Raw genomic sequence first — 16,504 nt, forward strand, 5'->3', positions numbered from 1 at the left:
GCACTCGCACCACTGCACTAAGGAACACCATGTCCGACAACACCTCCCACCCCAGCGTCATCGTCGTCGGCGCAGGCTTCTCCGGACTCGTCGCCGCCCGCGAACTCGAGTCTGCGGGCGTCGACGTCCGCGTCTACGAGGCACGCGACCGGATCGGCGGCCGCGCCTGGACCGACCGCCGCCTCGGCGGGCACGACCTCGAGATGGGCGCCACGTGGGTCCACTGGATGCAGCCCTTCGTGTGGACGGAGATCACCCGGTACGGCCAGGAGATCTACCCGAGTCCCGACATCGACCAGGCCTACTGGTGGAGCGAGGGCGTCGTCCACCAGGGCACGGAGCACGACCTCGACGAGGCGCTCAGCGAACTCCAGGAACGGATCTTCGACGGTTCCCGGGACTTCTTCCCGTACCCGCACGATCCGCTGGCCATCCTCGATGATCCGAACACGGATCCCGAACTCATCGACCGGTTCCGTCGCGCAGACGAGGGCAGCGTCCTCGACTGCCTGCGCACCGGCGAGTTCACCCAGGAGCAGATCGACCTCGCCGACTCGTACTGGTCGGCCGGCTATCAGGGGTCCACCGCGACGGCGTCGCCCCTGATGGCCAAGCATTGGGCGTCGCTGAGCGATCACCGGAGTTCGCTGATGGACGAGCAGACTCTGCGATTCAAGCTGACCAAGGGAATGCGCGGACTGTACGAGTCGATCGCCGCGGACGTCCGCGGCCCGATCGCGCTCAGCACTCCGGTCGCCCGCATCGAGCACACCGCGGACGGCGTCGAGGTGACCCTGCACGACGGCTCGGTCCAACGGGCCGACGCGGTGATCGTGACCGCACCGATCGGGTCGCTGAGCAACATCGAGTTCGAGCCGCCGCTGGCCGGGGACCAGCAGGAGGTGATCGCCGACGGCACCAACTCGGTCGGGTTCAAGATCTGGATCAAGGTCGCCGGTCACCAGTCGGTCATCGCCGGCGCTCCGGGGCAGCACGCGATCTCCTTGCTGCGCAGCGAGAAGTTCCTCGACGAGGAGGATGCGACGATCCTGGTCGGCTTCGGCTCGGATCATTCGCGGATCGTCCTGGACGACGTCGCCTCGGCGCAGGCCGCGGTCGACGTGTGGCAGGCGGGTCTGACGGTCCTCGAGTGCGGCGGCCACGACTGGGTGGCCGACCCGTGGTCGGGTCAGACGTGGGCCACGCTGCGCTCGGGGCAGTTCTTCGGCGGCTGGAGCCGGTTCCACACCGCCGACACCCGACTGCGGTTCGCGGGTGCCGACTTCGCGAAGGGCTGGAACGGTGTCGTGGTCGACGGCGCCATCGAGTCCGGCATCGTCACGGCCCGGAAGCTGATCGGCGAGTTCGCCGGATCGCGGTGACTCCTCAGCCGTCAAGCGCCTCCCGCAGCACCGGCACGCTGATGTCCGCGATCCGGCGGTGCGCCTCCAGGCCCCAGTGGATGCCGTCGGGGTTCATGGCGACGTCGGGGTCGGCGAAGGCGTCCTCGGTGACCGGGTACCAGTCGATGGTCGGGAGGCCCTGCTCGGCGGCCCACTCCGCGATGGCGACGGTCGTCGAGATGCGGCCCGGGTGCACGTTGCCGTAGTACGGGCTGTCGTGCGTGGAGGGCAGGCAGACGACGATCGGCAGGTCGGGCCGCAGGTGTGCGAGCGCGGCGCGGATCTTCTCGAAGTAGCGGGCCGTCTCCGCAGCGGGCAGCGCCTTCGGCCAGCCGAGCGGCGACAGGCGCGGCTGCAGCCAGCCGTACGCGCCGCGGACCGCTTCGCGCAGCTTGGCGGGCCGCACGTAGCGGATCTGTTCGCGGAAGGCGGTCGGCAGCGGCGACGGCAGCGAGTCCATGCCGCCGAACGCGAGGACCAGGACCTCGGCGTGCGGGACGGCCGCCCAGATCCGCGGATCCTGGGTGATGGCCCACCAGATGTCGCGGCTGGTCCAGCCGATTCGGGCGAAGAGTTCGACGTCGCGGCCCAGTTCGGCACCGACGAGGTTGGGCCAGATCCGCGCGTCGTCGGCGGCCAGACCGCCGGTCTCGCCGTAGAACGAGAGGGAGTCTCCGAGAATCAGGATCGACATGGCGGTCTACTGCACCGTGCTCTCTGCGGATTCGGCGGACGCGTTCCACACGTCCAGCCGCCAGATCGGATCCTCACCGGGCAACGCGTGTCCGGACAGCTGCACCCAGCTGGTGTTGGCGAGGCCGCCGAAGATCGGCCAGTGCTCCACCCGCAGGTTCAGCAGCGCGGCGGTCATCGCGGCGATCACGCCGCCGTGCGCCACCAGCACGACCGGCGCCTCGGCGTTCTCGCCCTGCCCCCAGTCGTCGAGTTGATCGATGAGTTCGGCGACCACCGGGATCGAGCGGGCGGCCACCTCGACGCGGGACTCGCCGTTCGGCGGCGCCCAGTGCGCGTCGTCGCGCCAGTGCCTGCGGGCGCCGGGCGACGCCTCGTCGACCTCGGTGTGGGTCATGCCCTGCCAGTCGCCGAGGTTGGTCTCGCGCAGCCGGACGTCGGTGCGGACGTCCTGCCCGGTGACGGCGGCGATCGCGAGGGCGGTGTCGTGTGCGCGACGCAGGTCCGACGACCGGATCAGCAGCGGCTCGCGCGTCGCGATGGCGCGGCCCGCGACCTCGGCCTGGGCGACGCCGACCGCGGACAGGTCGGTGTCGAGCTGCCCCTGCATGCGCCGTCCGGCGTTGTACTCGGTCTCCCCGTGGCGCAGCAGGATCAGCCGACGGACGATCGGGGTCAGTCGTTCGACGCTGGTGTCGCCCGCGTCGGGCTCGCTCCTCATTCGGCGACGGTCTCGTCGGCCCCCGCCGCGTCGTCGGGCTTCCCCAGGCCCTCGATCTCGATGCGCGGGCAGTCGTTCCACAGCCGTTCGAGGCCGTAGAAGTCGCGCTCGTCGTCGTGCTGGACGTGGACGATGAGCTCGCCGTAGTCGAGCAGCGCCCACCGGCCCTCGCGGGTGCCCTCGCGACGCAGCGGCTTGTGACCGGCTTCGCGGAGCTTGTCCTCGATCTCCTCGAGGATCGAGTTGACCTGACGCTCGTTGTCGGCCGACGCGATCAGGAAGGCGTCGGTGATGACGAGGGTGTCGGAGACGTCGATCGCGATGATGTCGGTGGCCACCTTGTCTTCGGCGGCCAGGGCGGCGATCGTCACCATTTCGAGAGCTTCGGGGGACGCGGTCACGCGGGGTCCTTTCGGTACAGACCGTGCTTGGCGATGTACTGGACCACCCCGTCGGGCACCAGGTACCAGACGGGACGGCCGGCAGCGGCACGCTCACGGCAGTCGGTGGAGGAGATCGCCAGCGCGGGGATCTCCAGCATCTGAAGCACGTCGGCGGGTTTGGCCGCCAGGTGCTCCATCAGATGGGTGGCATTGAGTTCGTATCCGGGTCGCGAGACTCCGATGAAGTTCGCGAGCTCGAAGAGGTCTTCCCAATCATGCCAGGAGAGGATGGTGTCGAGCGCGTCCGCACCGGTGATGAAGAACAGTTCGTCGTCGGGGAACTGCTTCTTGAGGTCGCGCAGGGTGTCGACGGTGTAGGTGACGCCCTCGCGGTCCACGTCGACGCGGCTCACCGTGAACTGCGGGTTCGACGCGGTCGCGATGACCGTCATCAGGTACCGGTGTTCGGCCGGGCTGACGGTCCGGGTGGGGTCGGCTGCGCGCTCGCCCTCCTTCTGCCAGGGACGCCCGGTGGGGACGAAGACGACGACGTCGAGCCCGAGACGGTGCGCTACTTCGCTGCCCGCCACGAGGTGCCCGTTGTGGATCGGATCGAAGGTCCCGCCCATCACGCCGATACGGCGGGGGGTGCGTGCGCCCTGTGACATGCCGGTTGAGTTTACGCGGTTGCCGGGTTCGTCCATCACACCGGCAGCAGGTCGGCGATGACCTTGGAGAGCTGGTCGGCGTTGCGGCACTCGTGCATGTCGATCACTGCGCCGTACTTGCTCGCATCGGAGTCACCCGAGTCCCACGACGACTTCCGCTCGGGATTCAGCCAGTACGCGTTGCGGACGCGGTCGCGCATCTTGGCGAGCGCGTCGGCGTGGGTGGGTCGGAAGTTGTTGCGGGCGTCGCCGAGGATCAGCAGCGCGCTGCGGTGGGTCAGGGAGTCGCCGTACAGGTCTTCGAAACCCTTGAGCATGTGCCCGTAGTCGGAGTGGCCGTCGCGGGTGCTGATCGCCGACTCGGACAGCATCCGGGTCATCCGCTCGCCGAACTGCTCGTCGCTGTTGCCGCGGTCGAAGAAGTCGGTGACCTCGTCGACGCTGTCGACGAAGGCGAAGACCCTCACGTGTGAGAACTGTTGGCGCAGCGCGTACACCAGCTGCAGCGTGAACTGGCTGAAGCCGGCCACCGAGCCCGAGACATCGCAGATGACGACGAGTTCGGGTTTGCCGGGGCGCGGCTTGCGACGACGCAGGTCGATCGGCACGCCGCCGGTCGACATCGACGCCCGCAGCGTGGCCCGCACGTCCACCGGACCGTGCTGATTGCGACGTCGACGGAACTCGAGTTTGGCGGCGAGCAGCCGGGCGATCGGTTCGATGGTCCGCCGCATCTTCGCCATGTCCTGCGGGTTGGCGGAGAAGAAGTCGATCATCTCCGGCAGTTTCGGGACGGCGTATTCGCCGACGGCCTCGCGGCCGCGGATGTCGGCCATCCGCCGCTGCGTCTCGGTGGTGACCGCCTCCCGCAGTTGGACGGTGGCCTGGCGTGCGGCACGCCGGTTCATCGGGTCCGTGCCGGGGCGCTCCCCCGACTCGGTGTCCTGGTCGCCGGCCATCGCGGCGGCGATCCGCGCGATCAGCGTCTGCGGCGAGATCGCGGTCATCGCCTGGTAGACGGAGTACGACTCTCCGCGTGCCGACTCGTACTGCCCCACCTCGCCGACGATCATCGCGACGAGCTGATCGAAGCGGCCGTCGCTGCGCGCCTCCTGGTCTGCGAGGATGTCGGCGGTCAACTCGCGCAGGGCCTGCACGTCCACCTTGCCGTCGGCGTCCCGCGGCACCTGGATCGCTCCGCGGCGGGCCGCCGAGCCCAGCGGGAACCACAGCTCAAAGCAGAGGTCGAAGGTGTCGCGGTGGGTGTGGTCGTCGAGGAGGGTCGCGGCCAGCCCTTCGCGCAGCGACGTGCGGTCCAGCAGATCGATGACGCTCATCGCCTGCCCGGCGTCGATGAGGTTCGACGGCCCCACCGTGATGCCGCGGCTGCGGAGGTCGTCCACGAAGCCGGTGAGGGTGTCGACGAGCGGTTCGGTCACGACGGCTCTCCGGCTAGCCGAGCTTCAGCTCGCGCAGCGCGGTCGTCACATCCGGGCGGTGTTTGAGGACCACGCCGAGGGTCTTCGCGACGAGCGAGTCGTCGATCCGTCCCGCCGCGGCGTCGGCGCCGGTCGACATCGCGAGGAGGGTATTGCCCCAGTCGATGGTCTCCGCGACCGACGGCTTCTTTCGAATGTCGAGGGTGCGGAGCACGCCGACGATGCGGACGACCTCCTCCGCCAGCCGGGTCGGCAGCTCGGGGACGCGGGAGGCGAGGATCTCGCGCTCCAGCCCGGCATCCGGGAAGTCGATGTACAGGTACAGGCAGCGCCGCTTGAGCGCCTCCGACAGTTCGCGATTCGCGTTCGACGTGAGCAGCACGATCGGCCGACGCGTCGCCTCGACGGTCCCCATCTCCGGGATGGTGATCGCGAAGTCGCTGAGGACCTCCAGCAGCAGGCCTTCGATGTCGACGTCGGCCTTGTCGATCTCGTCGATCAGCAGGACGGTCGGCTCGGTGCGGCTGATCGCGGTCAGCAGCGGCCGGGCGAGCAGGAACTCCTCGGAGAAGATGTCGCCCTTGGTGGCCTCCCAGTCGCGCTGCCCCGCGGCCTGGATCGCGAGGATCTGCTTGGCGTGGTTCCACTCGTAGAGCGCACGCGCCTCGTCGATGCCCTCGTAGCACTGCAGGCGGACCAGCTCCGAGCCCGTCGCCTGCGCGAGCGCACGCGCCAACTCCGTCTTGCCGACGCCGGCGGGACCCTCGACGAGCAACGGCTTGCCCAGCCGGTCGGCGAGGAACGCGGTGGTCGCGGTGGCGTCGTCGGCCAGGTAGCCGGTCTCCTTCAGCCGCGCCCGGACATCGTCGACGTCGCTGAACAACGGCTGGATGGAATCGCGAAGGTTGAATCCCCCGTCGCTGCGCTCGTCCCTGTTGACGCTCATGCGGGACGGATCTGTCCGTCGCCCCACACCAGCCACTTGGTGGAGGTCAGCTCGGGCAGTCCCATCGGGCCGCGGGCGTGCAGCTTCTGGGTGGAGATCCCGATCTCCGCGCCGAAGCCGAACTGCTCGCCGTCGGTGAACGCGGTCGAGGCGTTGACCATCACGGCGGCGGCGTCCACTCGGCTCGTGAACTCGTTGGCGGCGGCGAGGCTCTTGGTGATGATGGCCTCGGTGTGGCCGGTGCTGTAGGCGGCGATGTGGTCGATGGCGGCGTCGATGTCGTCGACCACCTTCAGCGCGATGTCCAGCGACAGGTATTCGCGGTGCCAGTCGTCCTCGGTGGCCGGCTCCATGCCGGGCTCCTCGCCGTGGATGACGACGCCCTGCGCCTGCAGCGCCGAGGTGATCGGGGCGAGCGCCTCGTCGGCGATCCCGCTGTCGATCAGGACGGTCTCCACCGTGTTGCACACGCTCGGGCGACGCGTCTTGGCGTTGAGGATGATGCGGGTGGCGACGTCGACGTCGGCGTCCCGGTGCACGAAGATGTGGCAGTTGCCCGAACCGGTCTCGATGGTCGGGACCGTCGCGTTGGTGACGACGGCGCTGATCAAGCCCGCGCCACCCCGCGGGATGACGACGTCGACCAGACCGCGCGCCTGGATGAGCGCGGTGACGCTCTCGCGGGTGTCGCTCGGAAGGAGCGAGACGACGTTCGGGTCGATGCGGTGCTCCTCCAGCACGCCGCGGAGCACGGTGACCAGCGCCGCGTTGGAGCTGACGGCCGACGACGAGCCGCGCAGCAGCACCGCGTTGCCGGACTTGAAGGAGATGCCGAAGCCGTCGACCGTGACATTGGGTCGAGCCTCGTAGACGAAGCCGACGACGCCGAGCGGGACGCGGACCTGGCGGAGCTCGAGTCCGTTCGGGAGGGTCTTGCCGGACAGGACGGCGCCGATCGGGTCGGGCAGGGCGGCCACCTGGCGGAGGCCGCCGGTGATGCCCGCGACGCGGTCCGCGGTGAGGCGGAGGCGGTCGACGAGCGACGCCTCGGTGCCCGCGGCCTCGGCGCGCTGCACGTCCTCGGCGTTGGCGGCGAGGACGGTGTCGGCGGCCGCGTCGATCGCGTCGGCGGCGGCGAGGAGGACGGCGTTCTTCTGCGCGGTGGTCAGGGTCCCGAGCGTGCGGGACGCCCGCTTCGCGGCGGTGGCCAGTTCGGTGACCACGTGGGTGACGTCGGCGGTCACCTCGGCGGTCGTGTCGACCGGATCAGCGGTGGGTGCACTCATGGGTCCAGCGTAGCCGTGCGGTGCCGTCGGCCGGTGTTCGCGGCCTGCTCACGTGCGCGGCAGTCGGACGGCGAAGGCGGAGCCGGTTCCGGCGCCGTCGCTGGCCGCGGTCAGATCGCCGCCGTGCGCCTGCGCGAGGGCCCGGGCGATCGTGAGACCGATGCCGCTGCCGCCGTGGTCGCGGTCGCGGGCGGTGTCGGCGCGGTAGAAGCGGTCGAAGACGTGCGCGAGGTGCTCGGGGGCGATGCCGTCGCCGTCGTCAGCGACGGTGATGAGGAGGCTCTCGCCGTCCGACCTCGCATCGACCCGGACGGTTCCGCCGGCCGGGGTGTGCCGCAGCGCGTTGGTCAGCAGGTTGCCGAGGACCTGCCCGATGCGGGCCGGGTCGACGGTCAGCGGAGTCGGCGACGCCACGTCGACGCGCAGGTTCACGCCCTTGGCCGCGTACGCCTCCGCGACTGCGTCGACGGCGGCGTCGATGAGGGCGCGGTCGGTGATGGACTCGGGGACCACCGACATCGCGCCCTCCTGCGCCCGCGACACCGCGGACACATCCTCGGCGAGGCGGCGGAGACGGTCGGCGCCGTCGTGCAGGATGGCCATCGTGTCGGCGTCGGGCTGTCGGACGCCGTCCTCGATGGCCTCCAGATAGGAGTCGATGGTGGCGAGCGGGGTCCGCATCTCGTGCGCGAGGTCCGACAGCATGCGGCGTCGGGTGGCCTCGGTGTCGCCCAGCGTCTCCGCCAGCCGGTTCACCGCGACCGCGAGCTGATCGAACTCGCGCCCGATGCCGCCGCCGTCGACGCGGCTGTCGTAGCGGCCGTCGGCGATGCGCTCGGTGGACTGCACGACGGCGCTCATCGTCCGTTGGACCCGCCGCGCGAGGTACCAGCCGAGGGCGAGGGTGAGGAGGGCCGCGACTCCCGCGGCGACTCCCCACGACCACCGCACGGTGTCGGCGAACGCCCACTCCACGTGCATCGCCTCCATGGAGTCCTCGCTGATTCCGGCCTGATGCAGGTGGTCGTGGAAGATGCCGGGCGCGATGAACCAGCCGATGAGCAGCGCGCCGCCCGCGGTGGCGATGAAGACCGCCGCCATTGCGGCCACGAGTCCGGCCCCGACCGAGAACCGGCTGCGGCGCGAGTCCCTCACTCCCCTGTCCCCATCCGGTAGCCGACGCCGCGGACGGTCCGGACGTACTGTCCGCGGGCGGCGTCGTCGCCGAGTTTGCGGCGGACGTGGCCGATGTGGACGTCCACCATGTGGTCGTCGCCGACCCACGTCGGTCCCCACACGGCCTCGATGAGCTGGGCGCGGGAAAAGACCGTGCCCGGCGCCGACGACAGGGTCGCGAGGACGTCGAATTCGGTGCGCGTGAGGTGGATGGACTCCCCGTCGACGGTGACCTCGCGGCCGAGGACGTCGATGCTGAGCGGCCCGAAGACGCGGGCGGGTTCGGCGGTTCCGCGGTCGCCGGTGAAGCCGGTGCGCGGGCGACGCATCCGCGCCTGGATCCGGGCCGACAGTTCGCGCGGGCTGAACGGTTTGGTCATGTAGTCGTCGGCGCCGACCGACAGCCCGATGAGCGTGTCGACCTCGTCGGCGCGCGCGGTCAGCATCAACACGTAGGCGTCGGAGAAGGTCCGCAGTTGTCGGCACACCTCGACGCCGTCGAGGCTCGGCAGCCCCAGGTCTAGGACGACGACATCGGGATCCACCGTCCGCGCCAGCGCGACCGCATCGGCGCCGTCGCCGGTCGCCGTGACCTCGAAGCCGTCGCGCTCCAGGTACGACGTCACCAACGATGCGAGCGCGTGCTCGTCCTCCACCACCATGGCCCGTGCAGACATGGTCTCCATCATGTCCGGAACCTCTCCGCGGCGACCGTTCGGCGCGGATCTTGAGCAAACCTTCATACAAGCCTGACTGTTTGCGGTGGGTCGGTGCGGCAGACTGACTCTCGTCACCCACGGAAGGAATCCATCGTGAAAACCCGTCTCGTCGCCTCGACGATCGCCGCTGCCGCCGTCGTCGCCGGCGTCGCCGCCTGCAGCCCGAACGAGCAGGCTTCGGACGCCACGACCAGTTCGATGTCGCACGCGACCATGACCCACGACATGGGCTCCCATGACAAGGGCTCGAACGACACGGGAGCCACCGAGGCGAACACCGGCGAGCACAACGACGCCGACGTCATGTTCGCGCAGATGATGCTCCCGCACCACGAGCAGGCGATCGTGATGAGCGACATCATCCTCGGCAAGAAGGACATCCCGGAGAACGTCACGGCGATGGCCAAGCAGATCAAGGACGCTCAGGGACCGGAGATCACCACGCTCAAGGGCTGGTTGAAGGGCTGGAACGCTCCCGTCGACGCGCCGATGGATCACGAGATGGACGGCATGCTGTCCGACGCCGACCTCGACAAGCTCCGCGCCGCCAACGGCACCGAGGCAGCCAAGCTGTTCCTGACACAGATGATCGAGCACCACGAGGGCGCCGTCGACATGGCTGAGGAGCAGATCGAGACCGGCAAGAACGCGGACGCCGTCGAGATGGCCCGCTCCATCGTCGACTCTCAGCAGAAGGAGATCGACGAGATGAAGGCGATGCTGAAGGGGCTGTGACCTCCGTCGTCGTCCGTGCCGCGACCGCCGATGACCTGCCCGCCCTGCAGGACATCGAGGTCGCGGCCGGTCGTGCCTTCGCCGACCTCGGCATGGATCTCGTCGCCGGCGACGAGCCGGCTTCGCTGGGCACCTTGCTCACCTACGTCGAGGGCGGTCGTGCGTGGGTCGCGGTGGAGTCGGATCAGCCGTGCGGCTACCTGATCGCGGACCTCGTCGACGGATGCGGACACATCGAGCAGGTCTCGGTGCACCCCGACTTCCGCGGCCGGCGCATCGGCCACGACCTCATCGCTCGCGGCGAGGCGTGGGCGCGCACACTCGGTCTGCCCGCACTGACCCTGAGGACCTACCGCGACGTCCCCTGGAACGGGCCGTACTACGAGCGACTCGGCTTCAGGTATCTGACCGTCGAAACAGCCGGGTTGGCGGCGATTCGACGCCGGGAAGCCGATGCGGGCCTCGACGCGTGGCCGCGCGCGTGCATGCGCCGCGAGATCGTCTGAGCGGCGCAGGCCGCGTGGCGGCGATCAGCGCCGAGACAGCACCGGGAACACCGCATCGCGCAGCAACGGCGCAATGTCGGTGCGGGAGTCGTCGGCCGGATCCACCCACGCGAGTTCCGCGATCTCCGCGGAGGCGACCGGATCGCCGACGAGCGGATGCTCGAAGACCTCGGCGACGACCGTGAAGCCCTCCTCATTGGCGGCGGCAGCGTCGAAGCGGCCGAGGGGAGTCAGTGCCGCGAGGTCGATCTCGACGCCCAGCTCCTCGTGAGCCTCGCGGACGGCGGCCTCGGCGAACGTCTCCCCCGGATCGAGCTTGCCGCCGGGGAACATGAACAGCTCCGAGCCGTTCTTCCGCGCGGTGAGGACGCGGCCGTCGACGTCGCGCAGGACCACCGCGCTCACTGTCACCACTCGGTCGGTCACGGTTCCCCTCTCGTTCAACAACGGCGCAAAGCCTCATCGAGGGTATCCCTCGACGGCGCGTCGACCGGCAGTCCGTAGGCCGCCAGCACACTGATGAACGCGACCGCGTACTGGCAGTGGAAGGCGCGGAGCGGCGGCATCCACCGGGCTGGTTCGTAGTCGGATTTGGTCTGGTTGCTGTCCGCGTCGACGGCGACGAGGTTCGACGGGTCGTTCGCGAACGCCCAGCGTCGGGGCTGCGGCCACGCGGAAGCACCCAGGTCCCACGCCAACGCGAGCGGGACGACGTGGTCGATCTGGACGGCCGCCGACGCGCGGCCGCGTCGAAAGCTGATGGGCCGACCCGTGTACGGGCTGGTGAGGGAACCGGCTGCGACGGCATCGGGGCACGACTCGGTGGCGGTCCGGGCGGTGACGGCGAGGTCGCGGGCGAGGATGTCGTTGCGGGTGTCGCAGCCGTTACGACCGCCGCGGACATCGGCCGCATCGGTCCAGGCCGGCCCGAAGGCGTTGCGGTCGTAGTCGACGTCGTGCGGCGGTCGCCGGTCGAGCACCCGCAATCCCGCCAGTCGTGCGCGCGCCGCAGCGACGACGCGCGCGTCGACCCGCGGAGGTTCGTGAGGCGTCCCGACACCGGTCGCCACGATCACCGAGACGACGGCGAACACGACGAGCCACGTCCACTGCTTCCCGGTCAGCCGGATGCGTCCCGGCGTCCGGTGCGACCGGAACCACCGCCGTCGAAAGCCGAATGCACGCCGCATACCGATTGGACGCACGCGGACGGTGTTCGGTTCCGCGACACGCGGAAGCGGCCGCGCGAGGTCGGTGCTGGATGCGCGGTCAGTGCTGGATGTACTGGACCAGGTGCTCGCGTTCGGCTTCGAGTTCGTCTATCGCGCTCTTCACGACGTCGCCGATGCTGATGATCCCGACCAGTTCGCCGTTGTCCAGGACCGGCAGATGCCGAATGCGGTGCTCGGTCATCGTGGCGCGCAGGCCCTCGATCTGATCCTCCGGCGAGCACGTGTGCATCACCGGGGTCATGATCGCCGAGATCGGGCCGTCGAGAATCGACGCACCGGTCGAGTACAGCCGCCGGACCACGTCGCGTTCGGACGCGATCCCCTCCAGTCCGCCGCCGTCACCGATCACCACCACGGCCCCGATGTTCCATTCATCGAGGGTCGCGAGCAGGCTGCGCACCGATGCGCTCCCCCGCACGGTGATGACTCCGCTGCCCTTCTTGCCCAGAATCTGCGATATCCGCATGGCCGTCCTCCACCCGTCTGTGAGCTGACTTCGACTCCTCAAGGGTCCGCCATCTCGGGCGAAAAGACCAGGCCTTGACAGGAGACGGGGTCAGGACTTGTCGAGGTAGTCCACGCGTGACGGCAGCAGAATGGAGTGCACCAGGTCGGCGAGCGCGGTGTGCGCCAGGAGGTCGGGGTCGTCGAGGACGATCTCCTCGGCCAGTTCGCGGGCGTCGGCGATCACCTCGACGTCGTCGAGCAGCGACAGGAAGCTGAGCGAGCTCTTGCCGCCGGACTGCAGCGATCCGAGGATGTCTCCCTCGCGGCGTTGCGCGAGGTCGACGCGGGCGAGTTCGAAGCCGTCGGTGCTGGCTTCGACGGCCCGGAGCCGTTCCATGGACTGCCCCATGTCGCCTGCCATCGTCATCAGCAGGCAGAGTCCGGCGTGCTGCCCGCGACCGACGCGACCCCGGAGCTGGTGGAGCTGGCTGACGCCGAAGCGTTCGGCGTTGACGATCACCATCATGGTGGCGTTGGGGACGTCGACGCCGACCTCGATGACGGTGGTCGCGACGAGGACGTCGATCTCGCCGTGGGTGAAGGCGTCCATCACGTCGTTCTTCTCGTCGGCGTGCAGTCGGCCGTGCAGGATGCCGATGCGTCGACCGGCGAGCGGTCCGCCTTCGAGCTGTTCGGCGAGGTCGAGCACCGAGAGGGTCTCGTCCTCCGCGTCCTGCTCCTTGGCGGACTTCTTCGACTTCTTCGCATTGGTCTGCTCGTCGCCGATCTTGGTGCACACCACATACACCTGGCGGCCGGCGTCGATCTCCTCGTTGGCGCGGGTCCAGGCGCGGTCGACCCACTTCTGGTTCCGCATCGGGACGACGCTGGTCTTGATGGGCTGCCGTCCGCGCGGAAGTTCGGTCATCACCGAGGTGTCGAGGTCGCCGAAGGTGATCATCGCGACGGTCCGCGGGATCGGGGTGGCCGTCATGACCAGGAAGTGCGGCCGGGTGTCGTCGCGTCCCTTGCCGCGGAGGACGTCGCGCTGCTCGACGCCGAAGCGGTGCTGCTCGTCGACCACCACCATGCCGAGGTCGAAGAACTCGACGTGCTCCTCCAGGAGGGCGTGGGTGCCGATGACGATGCCCGCCTCACCGGTGACCGCATCCAGGAGTACTTGTCGTTTGGCGGCGGTGCCGAGTGAACCCATCAGCAGTCCGATGCGCGTCGCCTTGTCTGCGGCTCCGAGCTCGCCCGCCCGGGCGAGGTCGCCGAGCATCGTCATGACCGTCCGATAGTGCTGGGCGGCGAGGACCTCGGTGGGCGCCAGGATGGCGCACTGGTGTCCGTTGTCGACGACGCGGAGCATCGCGAGGAGGGACACGAGTGTCTTACCGGAACCGACCTCGCCCTGCAGCAGGCGGCTCATCGGGTGCTCGTCGGCGAGGTCCTCGCCGATCTCGAGGAGGACGTCCTTCTGCCCGTCGGTCAGTTGGAAGGGCAGTCGGGCGAGGAGTTCGTCCTCGAGGCCGCCGGGGACGTGGCGGCACGGATGCGCGGCTTCGACGACGGCGCTGAACCGGCGTCGGGCGAGTTCGGTCTGGACTGCGAGCGCCTCGTCGAACTTGAGTCGGGCACGAGCGGCCTCGATGTCGTCGAGCTTCTCCGGCAGGTGGACGCGGTGGATGGCCTCGTCGCCGGTCATGAGGCCCCGCTCGTCGCGCTGCGCCGCGGTGAGCGCGTCTTCGGCGGGTGCGGTGTCGGCGAGCACCTGGCGGACGGCTCGCCAGATCTCCCACGTCTGCACGTCTTTGGTGGCCGGGTACATCGGGATGATGTCGCGGGAGAAGTTGGCGACGTCGTCGGCCGACGCGGTGGACCCGTGTCTACTTTTGCCGTCTCCGTCGTCGGCGCCCTCGGCGTACATCTCGCCGATCATCGCGGCGTTGCCGACGACGTCGATGCCGTCGTCCTCGGGCATCACCATCCAGTCGGGATGCGACAGCTGCACCTGGTTCTGGAACAGTTTGACGGTGCCCGCCATCGCGACGCGCGTCCCGGGCTTGAGGACCTTCTGAATCCAGCGGGCGTTGAAGAAGCTGGCCTCGTAGTTGGCGCGGCCGTCATTGACGACGACCTTCAGGAACTGGCCGTAGCGGCGCTTCATCTGGATCATCTGCGCCTTCTGGATGCGCCCGATGACGGTGATCCACTCCCCCGGCTCGGGTCGTTCCGATTCGGTGAGGTGCCCGCGCCGGATGTAGCGACGCGGCACGTAGCGGAGGAGTTCACCGACCGTGGTCAGTTCCAGTCCGTGCAGCTTCGTGAGCAGTGCCGGATCGATCGACGACTCGCTGAGCGGGGAGGCGGTCGTCAGCATCATTCGACGCCGACCTGCAGCAGGTCGCTGGACTGTCCCGCCTCGTACAGTGCCAGCTCGATGCCCGCGTAGTGGGTGCGCACGTGGTTGGAGATGGCTTCGCGCGCCTCGTCGTCGAGGTCGCGGCCGGCGAGAACTGTGACCATCTCACCGCCGGTCGCGAGCATCAGGTCCAGCAGTGCGGTGGCGGCCTGTTTCTGCTCGGGTGCGATCACCAGGACGTCGGAGCCGATCAGCCCGAGGGTGTCGCCGATGTCGCAGGTCCCCGCGAGGGTCATCATCTTGCTGTTGGACCGCATCAGCGAGCCCCACCGGGTACCCGCCGCAGCCTCGGCCATGGCGAAGGCGTCGACGTCGGACTCCTCGTCGGGTTCGTGGACGGCCAGCGCAGACAGGCACTGCACCATCGACAGGGTCGGCAGGAAGACCACCGACCGCTGCGGCGAGCGCGCCTCGGCGCCCACCTGGACCAGATCCTGCGACGACATCATGCCGTTGCCCATCACGATCACGTGGGCGCTGTCGGCGGCACGGATGGCCTCCGACAGCGTCGCCGGGTGCACGCCGTGGTCGGCGCGGACGACGGACGCGCCGGCTTCGGTGAAGAGCTCCTCCGCGCCGTCGCCGATGACGAGGGCGACCACCGCCCGCTTGTACCGCGGCGGCGGGTCGTTGGCTCCGGGCGCGGACCGGATGGCATCGAGCGCGAAGCAGCTGATCCGGATGTCCGACAGGCAGCCGAGGGCGACGCCGGCCTCGACGGCCGCACCTGGCTCGTCGGTGTGGACGTGGACGGAGAAGCGCTCGGAGTCGGTGGAGCTGTCTCCGACGATGACGATCGAGTCGCCGAGCTCACCGAGCCGGTCGCGCAGCGCGCTGATCCGCGATCCGTCGGTCGTCTCCAGGAGGTACATGACCTCGAAGTCGGTGTCGCCGGCACCTGCGCACTCGCCGTTGTCGTGGCCGGTGAGGCCGCCGCCCGCGGTCAGGATGCCGCGGTAGGCGCGGCGCTTGTTCGCGACGCCGGTCACCACCAGGACCATCGCATCGGCCATCACCAGGAACCCGCGGGCACCCGCGTCGACGACCCCCGCGCTGGCGAGCTCCGGCATCTGCTCCGGGGTCAGCTCCAGGGCTTCGGCGCAGTCGTCGGCGACGGCGCGCGCAAGGTCGGCGGGCGACCCCTTCACGTTCGCGGATGCGCTGTCGGCGGCCACGGTGAGGACGGTGAGGACGGTGCCCTCGCGCGGTTGACTCACCGCGCGGCGGGCGGCGAGCGCGGCGAGACGGAGGCCGTTCTTGACGAGCCGGTTGAAGTCGGGGTCGTTCTCGGCGACGGCGAGGTCGGCGGCGTCGGCCAGGCCGATGAGGACCTGCGACAGGATGACGCCCGAGTTGCCGCGGGCGTTGGAGACGGCCGCGTCGGCGAGGGCGCGGGTCACCACCTGGAGGTCTGAGTGGTCGGCCAACTCGTCGAGGGCGGCCACCGCACCGGCCATGGTGTGGGCCATGTTGCTGCCCGTGTCGGAGTCGGGGATCGGGAAGACGTTGAGCGCATTGATCTCCGACCGCATGGCTTCGAGTCCGTCGGCGCACGACTGCGCCCAATCGCGAATGAGCTGCGGATTGATCGATGTGCTGCCGTCACCCATGGCCAGAGGCACTCTCCACCCACTTTCCTGTCCCCGCCGGGCGAGCCGACCGTCTACGCCAACCGTGTGTCTGAGATTACCGTCTGCCTCCGACAGGCACCGTCGGACAGTGCCC

At 69.5% G+C, this 16,504-nt stretch carries 17 protein-coding genes; 3 read left to right on the forward strand and 14 right to left on the reverse strand.

Annotated elements, in window-relative coordinates:
* The first annotated feature begins 29 nt into the window (after positions 1–29).
* A complete protein-coding gene (locus ACH46_RS13900; RefSeq protein WP_062393453.1) occupies positions 30–1,382 on the forward strand; it encodes an NAD(P)/FAD-dependent oxidoreductase in 1,353 nt (450 codons plus the stop codon).
* A 4-nt stretch (positions 1,383–1,386) separates the two neighbouring features.
* Here ACH46_RS13900 and octT read toward each other — a convergent pair whose 3' ends face one another.
* Genes octT through ACH46_RS13945 form a run of 9 tightly spaced genes read right to left on the reverse strand, consistent with a single transcriptional unit; the run spans position 1,387 to position 9,377 of the window.
* Positions 1,387–2,097, reverse strand: a complete 711-nt coding sequence (gene octT, locus ACH46_RS13905; protein ID WP_062393454.1) for a diglucosylglycerate octanoyltransferase — start codon at positions 2,095–2,097, stop codon at positions 1,387–1,389.
* A gap of 6 nt (positions 2,098–2,103) precedes the next feature.
* Positions 2,104–2,817 carry a histidine phosphatase family protein gene (locus ACH46_RS13910; RefSeq protein ID WP_062393455.1) on the reverse strand — a complete coding sequence of 238 codons (714 nt, stop codon included), beginning with the start codon at positions 2,815–2,817 and terminating at the stop codon, positions 2,104–2,106.
* Positions 2,814–3,218, reverse strand: a complete 405-nt coding sequence (rsfS, locus tag ACH46_RS13915) for a ribosome silencing factor (protein WP_062393456.1) — start codon at positions 3,216–3,218, stop codon at positions 2,814–2,816. The genes ACH46_RS13910 and rsfS overlap by 4 nt, the downstream gene beginning before the upstream one ends.
* Entirely contained in the window at positions 3,215–3,868 is a 654-nt protein-coding gene (gene nadD, locus ACH46_RS13920; RefSeq protein ID WP_062393457.1) for a nicotinate-nucleotide adenylyltransferase, read from the reverse strand. Before nadD ends, rsfS begins: the two co-directional genes overlap by 4 nt.
* Before the next feature lie 35 nt (positions 3,869–3,903).
* On the reverse strand, positions 3,904–5,307 hold the full coding sequence (locus tag ACH46_RS13925; RefSeq protein WP_062393458.1) for a vWA domain-containing protein: 1,404 nt from the start codon (positions 5,305–5,307) through the stop codon (positions 3,904–3,906).
* 13 nt (positions 5,308–5,320) lie between these two features.
* Positions 5,321–6,253, reverse strand: a complete 933-nt coding sequence (locus ACH46_RS13930) for an AAA family ATPase (RefSeq protein ID WP_062393459.1) — start codon at positions 6,251–6,253, stop codon at positions 5,321–5,323.
* A complete protein-coding gene (locus ACH46_RS13935) occupies positions 6,250–7,539 on the reverse strand; it encodes a glutamate-5-semialdehyde dehydrogenase (protein WP_062393460.1) in 1,290 nt (429 codons plus the stop codon). Before ACH46_RS13935 ends, ACH46_RS13930 begins: the two co-directional genes overlap by 4 nt.
* Positions 7,540–7,587: 48 nt before the next feature.
* On the reverse strand, positions 7,588–8,640 hold the full coding sequence (locus ACH46_RS13940) for a sensor histidine kinase (RefSeq protein WP_062393461.1): 1,053 nt from the start codon (positions 8,638–8,640) through the stop codon (positions 7,588–7,590).
* A gap of 50 nt (positions 8,641–8,690) precedes the next feature.
* Positions 8,691–9,377, reverse strand: a complete 687-nt coding sequence (locus ACH46_RS13945) for a response regulator transcription factor (protein WP_062395431.1) — start codon at positions 9,375–9,377, stop codon at positions 8,691–8,693.
* Between the two features lie 150 nt (positions 9,378–9,527).
* Here ACH46_RS13945 and ACH46_RS13950 point away from each other — a divergent pair, with 150 nt between their 5' ends.
* Both ACH46_RS13950 and ACH46_RS13955 read left to right on the forward strand, forming a co-directional pair.
* Complete coding sequence (locus ACH46_RS13950) at positions 9,528–10,169, forward strand: DUF305 domain-containing protein (RefSeq protein ID WP_062393462.1); 642 nt, start codon at positions 9,528–9,530, stop codon at positions 10,167–10,169.
* A complete protein-coding gene (locus ACH46_RS13955) occupies positions 10,166–10,675 on the forward strand; it encodes a GNAT family N-acetyltransferase (RefSeq protein ID WP_062393463.1) in 510 nt (169 codons plus the stop codon). The genes ACH46_RS13950 and ACH46_RS13955 overlap by 4 nt, the downstream gene beginning before the upstream one ends.
* A 24-nt stretch (positions 10,676–10,699) precedes the next feature.
* Here ACH46_RS13955 and ACH46_RS13960 read toward each other — a convergent pair whose 3' ends face one another.
* The 5 genes from ACH46_RS13960 to ACH46_RS13980 all read right to left on the reverse strand — a co-directional run bounded on the left by ACH46_RS13960 (position 10,700) and on the right by ACH46_RS13980 (position 16,389).
* Complete coding sequence (locus tag ACH46_RS13960) at positions 10,700–11,101, reverse strand: NUDIX hydrolase (RefSeq protein ID WP_193392908.1); 402 nt, start codon at positions 11,099–11,101, stop codon at positions 10,700–10,702.
* 14 nt (positions 11,102–11,115) lie between these two features.
* A complete protein-coding gene (locus ACH46_RS13965; protein ID WP_062393464.1) occupies positions 11,116–11,865 on the reverse strand; it encodes an HNH endonuclease family protein in 750 nt (249 codons plus the stop codon).
* 79 nt (positions 11,866–11,944) lie between these two features.
* Positions 11,945–12,373 (reverse strand): CBS domain-containing protein, encoded by a 429-nt coding sequence (locus ACH46_RS13970; protein WP_062393465.1) that lies wholly within the window; start codon positions 12,371–12,373, stop codon positions 11,945–11,947.
* A 90-nt stretch (positions 12,374–12,463) separates the two neighbouring features.
* Positions 12,464–14,737: an ATP-dependent DNA helicase RecG gene (gene recG / locus ACH46_RS13975; RefSeq protein ID WP_062393466.1), complete on the reverse strand. Its 2,274-nt coding sequence runs from the start codon at positions 14,735–14,737 to the stop codon at positions 12,464–12,466.
* On the reverse strand, positions 14,737–16,389 hold the full coding sequence (locus ACH46_RS13980) for a DAK2 domain-containing protein (RefSeq protein WP_062393467.1): 1,653 nt from the start codon (positions 16,387–16,389) through the stop codon (positions 14,737–14,739). The genes recG and ACH46_RS13980 overlap by 1 nt, the downstream gene beginning before the upstream one ends.
* Positions 16,390–16,504: the final 115 nt, after the last annotated feature.

Origin of the sequence: Gordonia phthalatica, from assembly GCF_001305675.1 — a bacterium.
In the GTDB taxonomy this organism is placed as follows: domain Bacteria; phylum Actinomycetota; class Actinomycetes; order Mycobacteriales; family Mycobacteriaceae; genus Gordonia; species Gordonia phthalatica.